This window comes from Arthrobacter sp. AL12 (assembly GCF_029960645.1).
In the GTDB taxonomy this organism is placed as follows: domain Bacteria; phylum Actinomycetota; class Actinomycetes; order Actinomycetales; family Micrococcaceae; genus Arthrobacter.
The window spans coordinates 17,158-31,310 of sequence record NZ_JASBQY010000025.1 but is presented as its reverse complement, the minus strand read 5'-3'; the positions used below and the strand labels follow the sequence as shown (position 1 = coordinate 31,310).

Annotated in this window: 15 protein-coding genes; 5 read left to right on the top strand and 10 right to left on the bottom strand. The window is 65.0% G+C overall.

The window, feature by feature from the left end; translation table 11 throughout:
- Positions 1-78 precede the first annotated feature (78 nt).
- The 3 genes from QK291_RS18260 to heR form a co-directional block, all read right to left on the bottom strand.
- Positions 79-672: a sugar O-acetyltransferase gene (locus tag QK291_RS18260; protein WP_282384225.1), complete on the bottom strand. Its 594-nt coding sequence runs from the start codon at positions 670-672 to the stop codon at positions 79-81.
- 139 nt (positions 673-811) lie between these two features.
- The gene (locus QK291_RS18255; protein ID WP_282384224.1) at positions 812-1,318 is read right to left on the bottom strand and encodes a hypothetical protein; all 507 of its coding nucleotides are present in this window, start codon (positions 1,316-1,318) and stop codon (positions 812-814) included.
- Positions 1,319-1,330: 12 nt separating this feature from the next.
- Positions 1,331-2,086 carry a heliorhodopsin HeR gene (gene heR / locus QK291_RS18250; protein WP_282384222.1) on the bottom strand — a complete coding sequence of 252 codons (756 nt, stop codon included), beginning with the start codon at positions 2,084-2,086 and terminating at the stop codon, positions 1,331-1,333.
- A 166-nt stretch (positions 2,087-2,252) separates the two neighbouring features.
- Between heR and QK291_RS18245 the strand changes: the two genes are divergently transcribed.
- Positions 2,253-2,849 (top strand): TetR family transcriptional regulator, encoded by a 597-nt coding sequence (locus tag QK291_RS18245; RefSeq protein WP_282384221.1) that lies wholly within the window; start codon positions 2,253-2,255, stop codon positions 2,847-2,849.
- Between the two features lie 978 nt (positions 2,850-3,827).
- Here the strand turns inward: QK291_RS18245 and QK291_RS18240 are convergent.
- From QK291_RS18240 to QK291_RS18215, 6 genes are all read right to left on the bottom strand, one after another.
- The gene (locus QK291_RS18240; RefSeq protein WP_282384219.1) at positions 3,828-4,208 is read right to left on the bottom strand and encodes a hypothetical protein; all 381 of its coding nucleotides are present in this window, start codon (positions 4,206-4,208) and stop codon (positions 3,828-3,830) included.
- On the bottom strand, positions 4,126-4,770 hold the full coding sequence (locus QK291_RS18235) for a multicopper oxidase domain-containing protein (protein WP_282384218.1): 645 nt from the start codon (positions 4,768-4,770) through the stop codon (positions 4,126-4,128). The genes QK291_RS18240 and QK291_RS18235 overlap by 83 nt, the downstream gene beginning before the upstream one ends.
- Positions 4,757-5,026: an SHOCT domain-containing protein gene (locus tag QK291_RS18230; protein WP_282384217.1), complete on the bottom strand. Its 270-nt coding sequence runs from the start codon at positions 5,024-5,026 to the stop codon at positions 4,757-4,759. The genes QK291_RS18235 and QK291_RS18230 overlap by 14 nt, the downstream gene beginning before the upstream one ends.
- A gap of 220 nt (positions 5,027-5,246) precedes the next feature.
- The gene (locus tag QK291_RS18225; RefSeq protein WP_282384216.1) at positions 5,247-6,128 is read right to left on the bottom strand and encodes a F510_1955 family glycosylhydrolase; all 882 of its coding nucleotides are present in this window, start codon (positions 6,126-6,128) and stop codon (positions 5,247-5,249) included.
- A gap of 82 nt (positions 6,129-6,210) precedes the next feature.
- Positions 6,211-6,852 (bottom strand): DUF305 domain-containing protein, encoded by a 642-nt coding sequence (locus QK291_RS18220; RefSeq protein ID WP_282384215.1) that lies wholly within the window; start codon positions 6,850-6,852, stop codon positions 6,211-6,213.
- A gap of 133 nt (positions 6,853-6,985) precedes the next feature.
- Complete coding sequence (locus tag QK291_RS18215) at positions 6,986-7,462, bottom strand: hypothetical protein (RefSeq protein ID WP_282384214.1); 477 nt, start codon at positions 7,460-7,462, stop codon at positions 6,986-6,988.
- 240 nt (positions 7,463-7,702) lie between these two features.
- Here QK291_RS18215 and QK291_RS18210 point away from each other — a divergent pair, with 240 nt between their 5' ends.
- Positions 7,703-8,119 (top strand): universal stress protein, encoded by a 417-nt coding sequence (locus QK291_RS18210; RefSeq protein ID WP_282384213.1) that lies wholly within the window; start codon positions 7,703-7,705, stop codon positions 8,117-8,119.
- A 55-nt stretch (positions 8,120-8,174) separates the two neighbouring features.
- Positions 8,175-8,588: a hypothetical protein gene (locus QK291_RS18205; RefSeq protein WP_282384212.1), complete on the top strand. Its 414-nt coding sequence runs from the start codon at positions 8,175-8,177 to the stop codon at positions 8,586-8,588.
- A gap of 57 nt (positions 8,589-8,645) precedes the next feature.
- On the opposite strand, the gene QK291_RS18200 is transcribed toward QK291_RS18205, so the two are convergent.
- Positions 8,646-8,981, bottom strand: a complete 336-nt coding sequence (locus tag QK291_RS18200) for a heavy-metal-associated domain-containing protein (RefSeq protein ID WP_282384211.1) — start codon at positions 8,979-8,981, stop codon at positions 8,646-8,648.
- A gap of 736 nt (positions 8,982-9,717) precedes the next feature.
- On the opposite strand from QK291_RS18200, the gene QK291_RS18195 reads away from it, so the two are divergent.
- On the top strand, positions 9,718-12,291 hold the full coding sequence (locus QK291_RS18195; RefSeq protein ID WP_282384209.1) for a heavy metal translocating P-type ATPase: 2,574 nt from the start codon (positions 9,718-9,720) through the stop codon (positions 12,289-12,291).
- 12 nt (positions 12,292-12,303) lie between these two features.
- Positions 12,304-13,665: a phenylacetate--CoA ligase family protein gene (locus QK291_RS18190; RefSeq protein WP_282384208.1), complete on the top strand. Its 1,362-nt coding sequence runs from the start codon at positions 12,304-12,306 to the stop codon at positions 13,663-13,665.
- The last annotated feature ends 488 nt before the right edge of the window (positions 13,666-14,153 follow it).

Below are 14,153 nucleotides of genomic sequence, written 5' to 3'. Positions count from 1 at the left end.
CCAGCAACTCCCACCGCTCAAACCAATGTTGTTGCTACGACGCTATGACACCGCCCACCAGTGGATACCAACACAAGATCAGGCATCTAGGTAGCCGGAGCGGTCAGCGTCGGTGATCTTGCGGATGACCTTTGCAGGTACCCCGAGAGCGAGGGAGTTCGGGGGCACGTCACGCGTCACGACGCTGCCGGAGCCGATGACGGCGTTGTCGCCGATGGTGACGCCTTGGTTGATGGTCACGCCGCCACCCACCCAGACGTTGTTACCGATGTGCACGGGTTTGGCGTAGCAGGCGCCAGCGGCACGCTCCCCGGCGTCAAGGGCGTGATTGGTTGTGTAGATGGAAACCCGCGGGCCGAACAGCACGTTGTTGCCTATTGTGATGTCGGCTCCATCCAGAAGGATGCAGTCGAAGTTGGCGTAGAAGTTTGTGCCGATGGAGATGTTGTGGCCGAATTCACAGCGGAATGTGGGCTCGAAGTGCACTCTCGTCCCCATGGAGCCGAGGATCTTCGCGAGAAGTGGTTCCCGTTGAGCTGTTGCCTGCCCGAAGCTGGCGTTGTACATGTTGGTGGCGATGACCGTACGTTCTCGTGAATCCATGAGTTCCGGGGTGACGTCGTTGTACATTGCGCCTTGGCGCATGTGGGCGCGTTGGGCTTCAAGGTCCATGTCGGGCTCCATTCTGGTAGTTCGGCAGCGGCGGCTATGGGACGCCGCCCCATTTAGGGCGCGAGCTGACTCCCCGCGGGGTTTGGTGAGTTTTCACATTGGGAGAGTGCGCATTCAGCGTGCAGGTCCAGCCGACGTTTTAGCTGTTGGCCCATGTCGTTTTGAACATTGCTTTGGTTTTTGGGTCAAGGTAGATCATGTACATGCCGGCTGCGACGGATAGTATCGCCGCCAAACTGCGTGCGAAAGCAAGCGGCCAGGTCAGGTCTTCGGGTTGCAGGTATGGGAAGACTTCGATCTGGTCTGAGATTGCGTAGACCATGAAGAAGATCGTCAGGGAACAAACCGTTTTGGATTGCCAGCCGTCGGGGATCCCGATGACAGCGAAAAGCGGCATGAACCACAAAATCCACCATGACTGGATCATCGGGGCCAACAGGACAAGGGCAGCGAACGCAATCGCCAGTCGCCGGACGACGTTGGCATTATCTCGGCGAAGGATCTGCCAGGCAACGATGAGCAGGGAAGCGATCTTCCCGGCCTGATGAACCCACGTTGCCCAGTGCCAGCCATCCATGCCGAAGGCGTTCCCGACGGAAGCCACGGCTAAGCCGGCCAAGCCTATCGGCGCATACCAGATCCACATGGAATTACCTACTCATTCGATGAGCGAGGCCAGGAAGACCTGCCACGTCAACAGAGATTTCGCCGCAAGACTCAGCACCAGATACGTCTTCTCACCGAACGCGTAGTTGGCCCACGGGCCGATTTCCCGGTACTGAAGCCACTGCGTGAGTCCGAAGCAGAAAAAGAGAACGCCCTGAATCGCCAAGATGACGAAGATGTACTCCGGAGCATCGGAGTACAGGGGGATGTTGAGGCCCATCGCCACCCACGGAGTCACTCCAACCAGCGCACCGAACCAAAACGGGACCATCGTGGTCGTTGTTCGGCCCGGGGGGTTCATTCGCTCTTGAAGGTACCCGAACAGAATCATCGCGACGTTGGCGCCGGCGACGACGATGAGAGCGTTGATAGTCACGATGCCCCAGTAGAGTGCGATCACGATGACCATGAGGGTCGCACTGAACGAGTACTCGACCCACCGGAACCGGTTAATGCCGCGCCGGAGGTCACGCTCATAGATTCTGCGGCCGAGCGTCGCCGTCAGCAGGTGATCAATGCCAGCCAGAGCGAGGAATGCCACGAGGACATACCCGATCGTCAGCCCGAACAGCGTCGAAGTTACGAGTCCTCCCTCCTCTCCTGCTCCGGGAGGACCATCAACATACGAAGCGAGCACCGGAATCGCGAAGTCATTCGTCAGGAAGAAAAGCGCGGCAGCCTGACCTAGATGCAGGACTGCGAGTGCGATGTTCCACCGCCGTAAGCCTCGAAGGCGTTCGGGAGTCACGCCCGTCGCAATCGTTGGCGATGTCAAGGACTGAGTCACGGCATTGCCCCTTGGTTCGCTGGTAGGGATGTTGTTGCTACGCCCTAATTGAACGACCGTTGAATTAAAATTTCAAGAGATCGCTACGATTGCATGTCAAGGACCACCACTAGGCCGGGATGTGCCAATGACCACTGCACGAGCAGGTCGCCGAAGGGGGACCAGCGAAAGCAAGCAACAGATCCTCGAAGCCGCGCGCTCTCTCTTCGCCGAGCGCGGGTATCAGCGGACTACTATGCGGATGATCGCCGAGCGCGCGGGAGTCGATCCGAGTCTTGCGATCTATTTCTTCTCCAGCAAAGAGCACCTGTTCGCGGCGTCGATGCCCGCACCGAGCGAGGAAGCTCTCGCTGCACCAAAGCTCATGGCAGCTCTCCCACGCGCGGAGGCTGCGCGGGCTATAAGTCGCCGCATCCTCGAGTCGGTCAACTCGCCCGAGGCCAGCAACATCCTCGGAATGATGAGGGCAGCCAGTTCGAAACCCGAGGCTGTAGCGCAGCTCCGCGAGATCTTCATCAGTCGAATGATGCTGCCCATGATGACCGAACTCGGGCTCTCTCGCCCCAAGGAGCGGGCCGTGCTGCTCGCGGTCATCGTCACCGGAATGTCATTCCTGCACGAGCTTCTGGAGATCAAAGAGGAGTGGCCGGACCTCGAGGAGAACGCCGAACTCGCACTGCTCGCACAGGCGATCGAACTCGTCCTCACCACAGACCTGGATTAGACCCCGACACGCGAGGTCGTTGGCTCACACACGGCAGCACCGAGGTCAGCCAATTCTGAAGCTCAAAAGAGGCCTTTTGTACCAGTGGCTTGGGGGTCGGGGTTGTAGACCCAATCTGTCATTCCTGGGACAAACGGACGCCGACACGTCTCTTAGTTCAACAGCCCAGTGTCTTGAAAAACAAAAGCGGCGGTGTCTTGCCCTCGAAGCAACAACACGTTGAATAGAGGGATTGCCGGTGGCGCGCAGGGCGTTGAGTTTTTCGGATCGGGCGGATATTGCAGTGGGGCTTCAGGCCGGTAAAACGGATCGGCAGATCGGTGCGGATATCAGCCGGGACCACACGATCGTGTGGCGTGAACGCCGCCGGAATTCCACCAGGACCCGTGGCTACCGCCCCGTCACCGCAGACGTGTCGGCGGAGCGGAAACGCAGGCGTCCCCAGGCCCGCAAGATGGACACCGATCCTGTCCTCGCGGCACGGGTGAAGGCTGATTCGTTCCGGTCCAGAACGCCGCGGCAGATCGCCGGGCGTTTGCGTTTGGAAGCGTCAGAGGCCAGCGTGGAGACCATGGTGAAATCCCCTGATGCGCAAGGCCGGAGCGTCTCCCAGGAGGCCATTTACCGGTGGATCTACGCCCTGCCCAGGGCGAGCTGGCGAAGTCCGGGATCCTGCTGCAGTCCAAGCGAACCAAGCGAAAAACCCGCAAGCCCTTGGGTGAGCGGACAGGCGGGCGGATCATCGGCATGGTCAGCATCGATGACAGCCCCGAGACCGCCTCGGACCGGCGTGCTATGCCCATGCCGGCGGACAAGACGATCTGCCTGCGGGCCGCGACGGCGGCTGACCGCAGGTCTCCCAGCCCCTGCTGGGCCGGCACGGCCGCCAGGGCTGCGACCGAATCGCCGGCCATGCGAAGGGTAGCCAGTGCGGCGCCGTCCGGCTGGTCTGAAGGGTTGTCCCGGATCCCGGTCCCATCATTCCCGGCATGCTTTCCGGTTCTGGTAGCGCGCGCGCAGCACGGAGTCTCCGGCCGTTGTGGTCACGAGGCGGTCTGCCCGGTTTCCGGACGTCAGCAGAAGTTCATCCACTGTCTCGGGTTTAGGGAAGCGGCCGGAGTCCATGCCGAGGAGCTGCAGCTGCTGCCCGTCGAGTCGTAGGCGGAGGTAGCGGGACAAGCACGTGTTGATGATGCGCCACCGTTCGCGTTGTCCTGGGCGGGCACTGAATTGCGGGTTGCTTTGACGGTTGTCCAGGATCAGTTCACCCGGCTCATCATCCGTTCCATCGCCGGGACTTCCGGGATGTTCCCAGTCCGTCCAGGGTGGTGTCCGAAATGACCAGTACCCGCTCCGCACTTGCCTCGATGGGTTCAGGGTCGTCGACGATGATCGCGCCGAAGAGCCCGGCGAAGATCTGATTGGCCGCCATGCCGTGGTGGTGGGGGTGATACCAGTACACGCCGGGCAGATGGTCCTCGGGAAGTTTGTATTCGTAGTCGAAGGTGCTGCCCGGTTCGACCACGACGAAGACGTTGTCCCCGTTGCCCTCGGGGGAAACGTGGAGGCCGTGCACGTGCAGTTTGGTGGCCTGGATCAGCTTGTTGACGCGCCCGATCCTCACGACATCGCCGGCGCGTACGCGCAGTGTCGGGCCAGGGATGCCGCCGTTGTAGCCAAGGGCCGCGGCCTGACGGCCTGCCAGCAGAATCTGTCCAGGCGCAGCTTCGAGGCGCACCTGCAGCTGGCCGTTGGTGCTCCGCTCCTCCGGAGCCTGGGTCAGTTCGCCTCCCCAACGGGAGCCGCCCGCGACGACAGGGGCCAGATCAGCCCGGCAACGCCGGCCGCTGTCCCAGCACTGCCGAGCCCGCCCAACAACAGCGCCTGACTGCGGCTGATGGGCTTCACTAACGGCCCTCACGGAGCACTTTGAGTTGCTCGCGATACTGGTCCGCGGTGAGTTCTCCTCTCGCAAAGCGCTCATCCAGGATCTCGCGGGCCCTGCTCCCTTCGACAGACGGCGGTCTGCCTGGCCCGGGGCCCGGAGGTCCGTATCCATTACGGACGCCGCCGCCAAAGACTCTTACCGCCAGCAACACCAGCAGCGCGATCCCAATGAGCAGCAGAAGAGCCCAGAGCCACATCCATCCCATGCCTTGTCCGTGACCCCACCCCACATCATGATCGGCGCCTTTCGCGTCAGGGAGTTACTCTGAGTCTTAGCGCGGCCTCGGCCGACAGGTAGGGTCCGAGGTCCCGGTAAGCAGGGCCGGTTTACGCATTCGCAGCCGTCGGCGGAAGGCCGGCTGATACTCAGGCAGAGGCAGCCTGGGGGCAGAGGCAGGCCGCTTCACACCAGCGGCCGGCCTCGCCGCAGTTCCTGCCGTGCTTGTGCGGTCACGAGGCGTCGCCGGGACGGAACGTGACTCCGCCGTCGGTGGAGACTACGAGCCCGCTGGCCGTGGCGGCCCATATCGATGGGCTTGCCTCCGGGCCTTTCACTGCAGCAATAGCTTGGACCGTGTCCTGGATTTTGCCCCTCCGGGTCCAAGTCCCGCCGGCGTCCACAGAGATGTGGACGGTCCCGTCGGGTTCGACTCCGACCGCCTCGGCAGGGCTGGCGAAAGCGGCGAACTGGACCACTGGTCCGGAGTCCACCGTGGTCCAGGTCTTACCGCCGTCCGTTGAGCGGCGGATCCCCTGTGGGGTGGTTGCCAGAACAGTGTCGCTGGTGGGGTTTCCGGCGAGGGCGGCCGGGACGAAATCCACGGCCGTCGTGTTCCAGGTTTTCCCGTCCGGGCTGGTGCGCAGTGCACCGTCGAAGCCGACAATTCCGGATTTGGTCGCGGTGAGCGCGTGGAAGTCGGATTCGCCCTGACGGGAGAGCTTTTCCCAGGTTTTACCGGCGTCGGTGGATCTGATCAGCCCAAGCGGGTTGGCCAGGTCGGAGCCTTCTCCGGGGTGTCCGGAAGCGTAGAGGACGCCGTGGTCGGTGCCGCCGGTGAAACCCATCAGGTCGTTGGTGGGGCCGACTTTGGCAGCGGGCTGTTTGGTGATGTCGAACAGGCCATCGTGGGTGGCCAGGAGCACCTGGCCGGTGGTGCTGCTGACGCTCAGCCCGTGAACGTGGGCGTCCGGCAGGGGGCTGGCGGTGCTGCCTGCGGGGGAGGGGCCCGCCGGGACGGAGGACGGGATGCATGCTGACAGGGCAAGGACGAGGCCGGCGCCGGCTGCCAGAACAGCTGTGGCGGGGACGCGGGGACGGGATGGATTGGGCATGGGGGCTCCAGTGATTCAGACGGGAAATGGAAAGGCAGGATGGGCGCCGGCCCGCGAGGGGGCCGGCGCCTTGGGACACCGGTCAGAGGGTGGCCAGCAGGTCCTGCATTTCCTTGATTTCAGCTTTCTGGGCGGTCACGATGTCTTTGCTGAGTTTGATCGCGTCGGCGTTCTTCCCCTTGGACATTTCGGTCTGGGCCATCATGACGGCGCCTTGGTGGTGGGCAACCATCTCTGTCAGGAAGAGCCTGGCCGCTTCAGTGCCCTCGGCGGCCTCGAGCTGCTTCATATCGCCCTCACCCATCATGCCGTCCATGGTGTGGCCGGCACCCATGGTGGCGGATTCGTTCCAGGTCTTGAGCCAGCCGGTCATCGTTTCGATCTCCGGTGCCTGGGCTGCTTTGATCCGCGTGGCGAGGTCGGTGACCGATACGGGGATGCCTTTCTTCTGGAGCATCATCTCGCTCATTTCCACGGCCTGTTCGTGGTGCGGAATCATTCCCTGGGCGAACATGGTGTCGGCCTCGTTGTGTTCGGTAGCGGCGGCCGGTGCACTGCTGGACATCATCCCCGGGCCCTGGCCCATTCCCGGCATGGAGGTGGCGGAGGAAGCCGGGCTGCTGGAGGTGGCGGACGGTGCGGAGGGGCCGGTTGAGCAGCCGGCGAGGGCGAATGCCGCAGCGATGGCGGTCGCGGAAAGGGTCAGGATCTTCGTGTTCATCATGGCTTTTTGAGTCCTTCAAGATATCAGTGGGCGTGTGGGCGCCAAGGGGTGTGTGCATCAGTGATGCGCCCGGCTCAGAGGAGGAGAGTCAGGCAGGGAGTAGCGCCGGTCAGGTCACAGCGCGGGCCCCGTTTTACGTTCGGCTGATGCAGAGCTCGGCCGGTGAAGGGCTGCCGGGGAGATAGGACCACAGCGCGCTGATCGTGCTCTGCGTCCCTGCGTTGTTGTTCCGGGCGATGATTCCGGTGCCAGGCAGTGGGGCGGCCAGAGAGCCCGTCTTTGCCGACGGGGTGCAGGCCGCAGTCATGGACTGCATGCTGGTGCAGTTGTTCGAGTCCGTGCACTGCACGGTCCGGGCACCCGATTCGTCCTGTGCCGCGGGCATCTCCGGGGCAGAGGGTGGTCCGGGAGGATGTTCTCCCGCGTGGTCGGCAAAGGATGAGTCGTGATGGGCGCTGACGGTTGCTGCCGCCGTGGCCGGGGAGTGCATGGCATGGGTGGCGGTCATGACGTGCATACCGAAAATCCCGGCAATGAGGGCCAGGACCGCGGTAAGCAGGCCGGCGCGGCGAAGGAACGCGATCGCGGGGGCGTGTGCCGGTGCGGTCATGACGGTCCTTCCTTCCTGTGGCGGGCTATCTGTTTCAAGGCTACCGGCCCTGCGGCAGGGCCCGTACCGGTAGAACGATCCTCTAAGGGACTTTGTTTCTGTCGCCGGCCGGTGCACGTGGTCGGGACGTTCGATCTTGCGGGTAAAACCTTACGGGGACCACACTAAGGGCAACAGTTGCGGGACTTGGCGGACGGCGGCACTCATGGGCGGCGACGGGGTATTCATTATCGTGGCCGGGTGGACGGTGCGGCCCCGTCGCGCCTGGCCCTGGACTGGGCAGTCACGGAGGCCCGGTTGCGCAACGGCCAGGTCAGGGCCGTGACCGCCTGGGAGTTCCCGCCCGCGACCGTCGGGACGGAAGGCCTGGTCTGGGACGCGGAGGTCTTCCCTCGGACCGCCCGTCAGCTCCAGAACGAGGCCCTGAAGCGCGTGGACAGCGAAGGTGTGACGGTGACCGGCGAGGTTGTCCAGGGAAACGCGGCCGCCGTGCTCCTGGGGGCCGCCGGGAACGCTGACCTGCTGGTCGTGGGTTCCCGTGGTCTCGGAGGATTTACCGGGTTGCTGCTCGGCTCCGTGGCCACGCAGGTCCTCCGTCACGCTCCCTGCCCGCTGCTCGTGGTCTCTAATCGGTCCCGGACCGCCGGCGAGGAATGAGTGATCCGTTGATTCGCAAGGGGAACCCATCCGGCGAAAGCAGCGGCCGTGACCGGTGACCACTCCTTCCACCGGCATCCGGCGGCCGGCCCCGACTGCGGGACGGCTCCGGGGCAGGCTCCACGCGCTGTGGCACACGATGGTCGGAGCGGTGGGCCTGATCATGGGTCTCCTTCCGCACGTCCTGCACCATATCGGGCTGCTGGCCGGAACCGCACTGGTGGCCGGATCCGGCGGGACGGCATTGTTCGGGGCCCTCGGGCTTTTGGCATCCATTCCGATGCTGGTCCGCCTCTACCGCCGGTTCGGCAGCTGGGTCGCACCGGCACTGGGACTACTGATATTCGCCGCCATGTTCTCCTTGTCAGCGTTTGTCATCGGCCCGGCCATCAGCGGCACGGGAGGCGACGTGACCCCGGGCCCGGTACCCACCCCGGGCCACACAAGCGAGCACACCGGAGGCCACTGAACACCCAGAGAAATCCCTAAACATCCGGGAGCCATGGCCTTCGCCGGGGCCGTGGAGCTACTTCGCGCCGGTCAGGGCGTAGCCGGAGGAGCGCACGGCCTCAATCAGCGCCTCCTGGTTGGCGGTGCCGGTGACACTGAGGCGGGACGTGCCGCCCGGGACCAGGTCAACCGTTGCCAGCTCGACGCCGGAGACCCCGGACACGGCCTTCTCGACGGTCTGGACGCAGTGTCCGCAGGTCAGCCCTTCCAGGGTGTACTGCGAGCCGGGAGCCTGAACCGCCGCCGCCGGAGCAGCAGCCTGTGTTTCGTCAGCGGGGGAGCAGCAGCTGCAGCCGTGCTGCGCTGCGGAGGCCAGGGGGAGCTGGGTTCGTGTTTCGGTTGTTCCGCACATGTCAGTTGTCCTTCGGAGCGAGGGATAATGGGGGCTGTTGTGATTGAACGGCTGTAGCGGCCTGGGGCCCGGACAAACCACGTCACTTACAACACTCAAAGCATACCCCCTGGGGGTATAAGTGGCAAGAGTCAAGAGTGCCATCCTGCTATCCCTATCCTCGGAGGGGGCGGCGTTCCTGGCGTGGTTCAAAGGAGTTGCGGGCTCCCGTTTGACCCCTGAGGCCAGGCCCGCCCGTCATCTGGTTTAGAGTCCGCAGTTCCTCATGGGGAATACGGCCACCTGACCCACGGCCGGCGAGGCCGGGGCAAGGGGACCAAGGACTCTGATGCGGCAGGCCGGGCGGGTTGATAGTGAACCGCAGGGGCACTCGTGCCCCTGCGCGCCGTCAGGAGGCAGCAATGGGCACCTGGGGCTACATCCTGGTAGGGCGCCAGGGATGCCGGATGTCATCCGCCGCCATGGCGGACCAGGGGCATTGACGCATACCCCTAGGGGGTATATGTTTTGCTTAACCGGAAAAGGACGTCCCGGGCGAAAGCCCTTACGCAATGAAGGTCCGGCTACGCGTGGACAGAGCCCGCAGCCCTCTCCGGATTCCCTCATTGCCAAAGGACTCACGTTGCCTTCCGACCCAAATCCCGCACCCGATCACCTACCGGCACCGGCCAACAGCCGCAGCCTGCCTGCTGATCCGGCCGTCCCGCCGGGCAGCACCGGCGTAGAAGGAGGAGTGGTGACTGCGCTTCTGAAACGCACCGTCGTGGAAGTCCGCGGTCTGCAATGGGCCACCTCCAAAGCAGTCGTGGAACACGTCCTGCTGCAGCGGCCCGGCGTCGCCGCCGTCGACGCGAACCCGGTCGCCCAGACCGCGACCGTGGGCTTTGACCCGTCCGTGACCTCCGTGGAACAGATCTCCGGATGGATCCGGGACTGCGGATACCACTGCCGGGGCGAAGCGGTCCCCGACCACGTCTGCTACCCGATGGAAGAAACAGGGCGCACCTCCGTGCCGGGGCATGACACCGCCGGCAAGGCCGGTGGAGGCCAGCCGTCCGGGCACGTCCACCCGGGTCCAGGGCATCCGATGGGGCATGTGAACCCGACGGATCCGGATCACCAGGGAATGCACCCCGGGCATCCGCCGGAAACGGCGGATGCCCACCCCGGCCATGTCGATGCTCCGGCGGACAGCCATGCCGGCCACGGCCCGGGTCTGCACGATGCGATGCCCCGGACCCCGCAGGACGTGATGGGCCACGGCGGACACCACGGCGGAATGTCGATGGATGACATGGTCAAGGACATGCGCAACCGGTTCCTGGTCGCGGCGATCCTGTCAGTGGGTGTGACGCTGTGGTCCCCGATGGGCAGGGACATGCTCGGCTTCACAGCGCCGACCCCGTTCGGGCTCCGGGATGACGTCATGGCCCTGGTCCTGTCCCTTCCTGTCATCTTCTACTCGGCCTGGATCTTCTTCGACGGCGCCTTCCGGGCGCTGAAGGCACGGACGCTGGACATGATGGTCCTGGTCGCGATCGGCGTGGGCACCGGGTGGCTTTACAGCGTCTGGGTCACCTTCGCCGGCGGCGGTGAAGTGTTCTACGAAGCCGCCACCGTCCTGACCTCCTTCGTGCTGCTGGGACACTGGTTCGAAATGCGCGCACGCGGCGGGGCGAACGAGGCCATCCGCACGCTGCTCGAGCTTGCCCCGCCGGTCGCCGTCGTGATCCGCGACGGCGACACAGTCGAGATCCCCACCTCCGAAGTCCAGACCGGGGACCTGCTGCTGATAAGGCCCGGATCGAAAATCCCCGTTGACGGGGAGGTCGAGGACGGCCAGTCTGAGGTCGACGAGTCCATGGTCACGGGCGAGAGCCTTCCGGTGACCAAGACCACCGGCTCGGAAGTCATCGGCGCCTCCATCAACACCACCGGCACGATGCGGGTCCGGGCCACCAAGGTCGGAGCCGACACCGCTTTAGCCCAGATTGTGGCCCTCGTCCAGGAAGCCCAGAACTCCAAGGCACCAGGCCAGCGGCTGGCCGACAGGGCCGCGTTCTGGCTCGTCCTGGTCGCCCTGATCGGCGGAACCCTGACGTTCGCCGCGTGGCTCGCCCTCGGCGCCGGCATCCAGACCGCCCTGTTGTTCGCCATCACCGTTGTCGTGATCACCTGCCCCGACGCGCTCGGACTCGCCACGCCGACGGCCATCATGGTCGGCACCGGCCTCGGCGCCAAACGCGGCGTCCTGTTCAAGAACGCCACCGCCCTGGAAGTCTCCGCCCGGATCGACACCGTCGTAATGGACAAAACCGGAACCCTGACCAAGGGCGAACCGGAAGTCACCGAAGTCGTCGTGGAGGGCATCGACCACAACGAACTCCTGGCACTTGTCGCCGCGGTGGAGCGGGAATCCGAACACCCGCTCGCTGCGGCCGTCGTCCGGCACGCCCAGGCGCAGGGTGCTCCCTCCCTGGCAGCCTCGGATTTCCTCAACGTTCCCGGGCACGGGGCCGGCGCGACCGTGGACGGCCGCCGGGTGCTGGTTGGCAACCGCAGACTTATCGCCAACGAAGGCATCGACCTGGGTTCGCTGGCCGCGGTCCGCGATGGACTTGCCGCCACCGGGCGGACCGCCGTGCTCGTCGCCGTCGACGGCAAGGCCGCGGCGGTGATCGCTTTGGCGGACGCTGCGAGGGAAACCTCGGCCGCCGCCGTCGCGGCCCTGCACGAGGCCGGGATCGAGGTTGTCATGCTCACTGGGGACAACGAAGCGACCGCCTGGAGGATCGCCGGGCAGTTGGGCATCGACACCGTCATCGCCGAAGTGCTTCCCGGAGACAAATCAGCGAAGATCGCCGAACTGCAACAGGCGGGGAAGAAAGTCGCCATGGTCGGCGACGGTGTCAACGACGCCCCGGCCCTGGCCCAGGCCGACCTCGGCATCGCGATCGGCGCCGGCACCGATGTGGCCATCGAGACAGCCGACCTCGTCCTGATGCGCTCGGACCCGCTGGATGTGCCGATCGCCCTGCGGATCGGCAACGGCACGCTGCGGAAGATGCGGCAGAACCTGGGCTGGGCTGTGGGGTACAACGCGATAGCCCTGCCGATCGCGGCAGGGGTCTTTGCCTTCGCCGGCCTTGTTCTCAGCCCGGAGATCGCGGCCCTGTCGATGTCCGGGTCCAGCTTCCTGGTCGCCGTCAACGCCCTCCTGCTCAAGAGGCTCAGGCTGCCTCGGCCGGAAACGCCCGAGGCCACCACTGCGCGGACCTCCCGGCCGCGGGCCCCGGCCGGGACCCGCTAGGCGACCACCGCGATGGACCTCCGCCTCATCTCCCGGGTGCTGTTCCTGCGCGCCGCCTGGCGGAGACGGGACCACTGGGACGCCGCCAGGATCGCTTCCCATCAGGACCACGCCGTGGGGGAGTTGCGCCGCGCAACCTACGCGGGTTCTGAGTTCTACCGGCGCCATCACGCCGGTCTGCACGACGCCCCGCTGGACCAGTTGCCGTCCGTGACGAAAGCGGACCTAATGGAGCACTTCGACGAAGCCGTCACCACACCGGACCTGAGGCTGGAGGATTTGGAAAACCACCTGCGGTCCCTGATCCAGGGCGGGGGAGACCCGGGGCTGCCGTGGAAGGGAAAGTGGTGGGCTGCGGCAACGGCCGGGACCACCGGCCGGCGGGGAACCTTCATCTGGAACCGCACGGAATGGGGGACCGTCCTGGCCTCCTACGCCCGCGCCAACGACTGGGCCGGGATCTCCGCCGGGCCGACCCGCCCGCTGAAAATGGCATTGGTGAGCTCCCGCGTCCCCACCCACCAGTCCGCCGTCGTCGGTGCATCCCTGCGATCCGGACTCGTCCCCACCCTCCGTCTGGACGTCACCGCACCGATGGGCGAGACGGTCGCCGCGCTGAACCGGTTCCAGCCCAGGATCCTCGTTGGCTACGCCTCAGCACTGAAGCCCCTCGCGGCAGAGCAGCGCGCCGGACGCCTGCACATCTCGCCCCAGGGCGTGATGTCCGCCTCCGAAGTGCTCAGCCCACACACCGCCGCCGAGCTGGAGGCCGCCTGGGGGAGTGCGCCCTTCGATGTCTACGCCGCCACCGAAACGGCCGGAATCGCCTCACCCTGCACCTACCGGAACCGCCACCTCTACGAGGACCTGCTCATCATCGAACCCGTCGACCAAGCCGGCCACCCCGTGCCCCGGGGGACGACCGGGGCAAAGCTCCTCGTCACGGTCCTGTTCTCCCGCACGCTTCCACTTATCCGTTACGAAATGTCGGACACCGTGAGTTTGGGCGGACGAGGATGCCCCTGCGGACGGGCCTTCACGATTCTGGAGGGCATCGAAGGGCGCATCGAAGACGTCCTGCAGCTGCCAGGGAAGGCAGGCACGGTAAATGTCCACCCGATCGTGTTCCACCACATTCTCGACCAAGCCGCGGCTGCGGGGTGGCAGGTCATCCAGGAGACGTACGGGCTTCGCGTGCTCCTCACTGGCCTCGCGCCCGGAGCCTCCACCGAGGGGGTTCGGACTGCCGTAGCCGGTGGGCTCAAGGACGCCGGTGTGGTGGACACCCAGGTGGAGGTGCACGTTGTTGAACGTGTTGAACGGACCGCTTTGGGGAAAGCACCCTTCGTGCGAGGGTTGCCGGTCCGGCGATGACAAGGCCGTCCTCCTGAAAACCTATGCAGGGCGTTGGTCGAATAGGTGCAAATTGGATCGTCATTGGATTGCTGGGAAGCTCTCATTCAGAACTGTGTCGCGGTCAGGGGCAGTTCGTGAAGTGTGTTGACCGCTACTGCGGCCCGGAGGAGCATGGTGGCAGGCGCGTGGAGGAACCGGGGCGGGATGCGGCGAAGGCGAGGATCAGCGGCGGCTGTCTTATTTCGCGTGATCCAGATGGCGCTTCTTCCGGTGGGGACCATCGGGTACTTGTGGGCTGTGCCTAAGCTGCTCGTCTTTAGCCGGCGGACGCGTGTGTCGGCGACCCTGTTCGCTTCGCTCTACACCCGATACATGAAGCACCGCCTGGGGGCCAGGGCGGATGAACCAGCATCGCGGTTCATGTTGTTTATGCCCAATGTTTCCCGGGCCGGCTTCGGACCGGAGACCGCACCAACGGTGGCGGCCCATTTCCTGACTGGCTACGT

Excerpts from the sequence above, each read along its gene's own strand:
- QK291_RS18260 (WP_282384225.1), bottom strand. The coding sequence starts at position 672 with ATGGACCTTGAAGCCCAACGCGCCCACATGCGCCAAGGCGCAATGTAC.
- QK291_RS18255 (WP_282384224.1), bottom strand. The coding sequence starts at position 1,318 with ATGTGGATCTGGTATGCGCCGATAGGCTTGGCCGGCTTAGCCGTGGCT.
- QK291_RS18245 (WP_282384221.1), top strand. The coding sequence starts at position 2,253 with ATGACCACTGCACGAGCAGGTCGCCGAAGGGGGACCAGCGAAAGCAAG.
- QK291_RS18225 (WP_282384216.1), bottom strand. The coding sequence starts at position 6,128 with ATGCCCAATCCATCCCGTCCCCGCGTCCCCGCCACAGCTGTTCTGGCA.
- QK291_RS18220 (WP_282384215.1), bottom strand. The coding sequence starts at position 6,852 with ATGATGAACACGAAGATCCTGACCCTTTCCGCGACCGCCATCGCTGCG.
- QK291_RS18215 (WP_282384214.1), bottom strand. The coding sequence starts at position 7,462 with ATGACCGCACCGGCACACGCCCCCGCGATCGCGTTCCTTCGCCGCGCC.
- QK291_RS18200 (WP_282384211.1), bottom strand. The coding sequence starts at position 8,981 with ATGTGCGGAACAACCGAAACACGAACCCAGCTCCCCCTGGCCTCCGCA.
- QK291_RS18190 (WP_282384208.1), top strand. The coding sequence starts at position 12,304 with ATGGACCTCCGCCTCATCTCCCGGGTGCTGTTCCTGCGCGCCGCCTGG.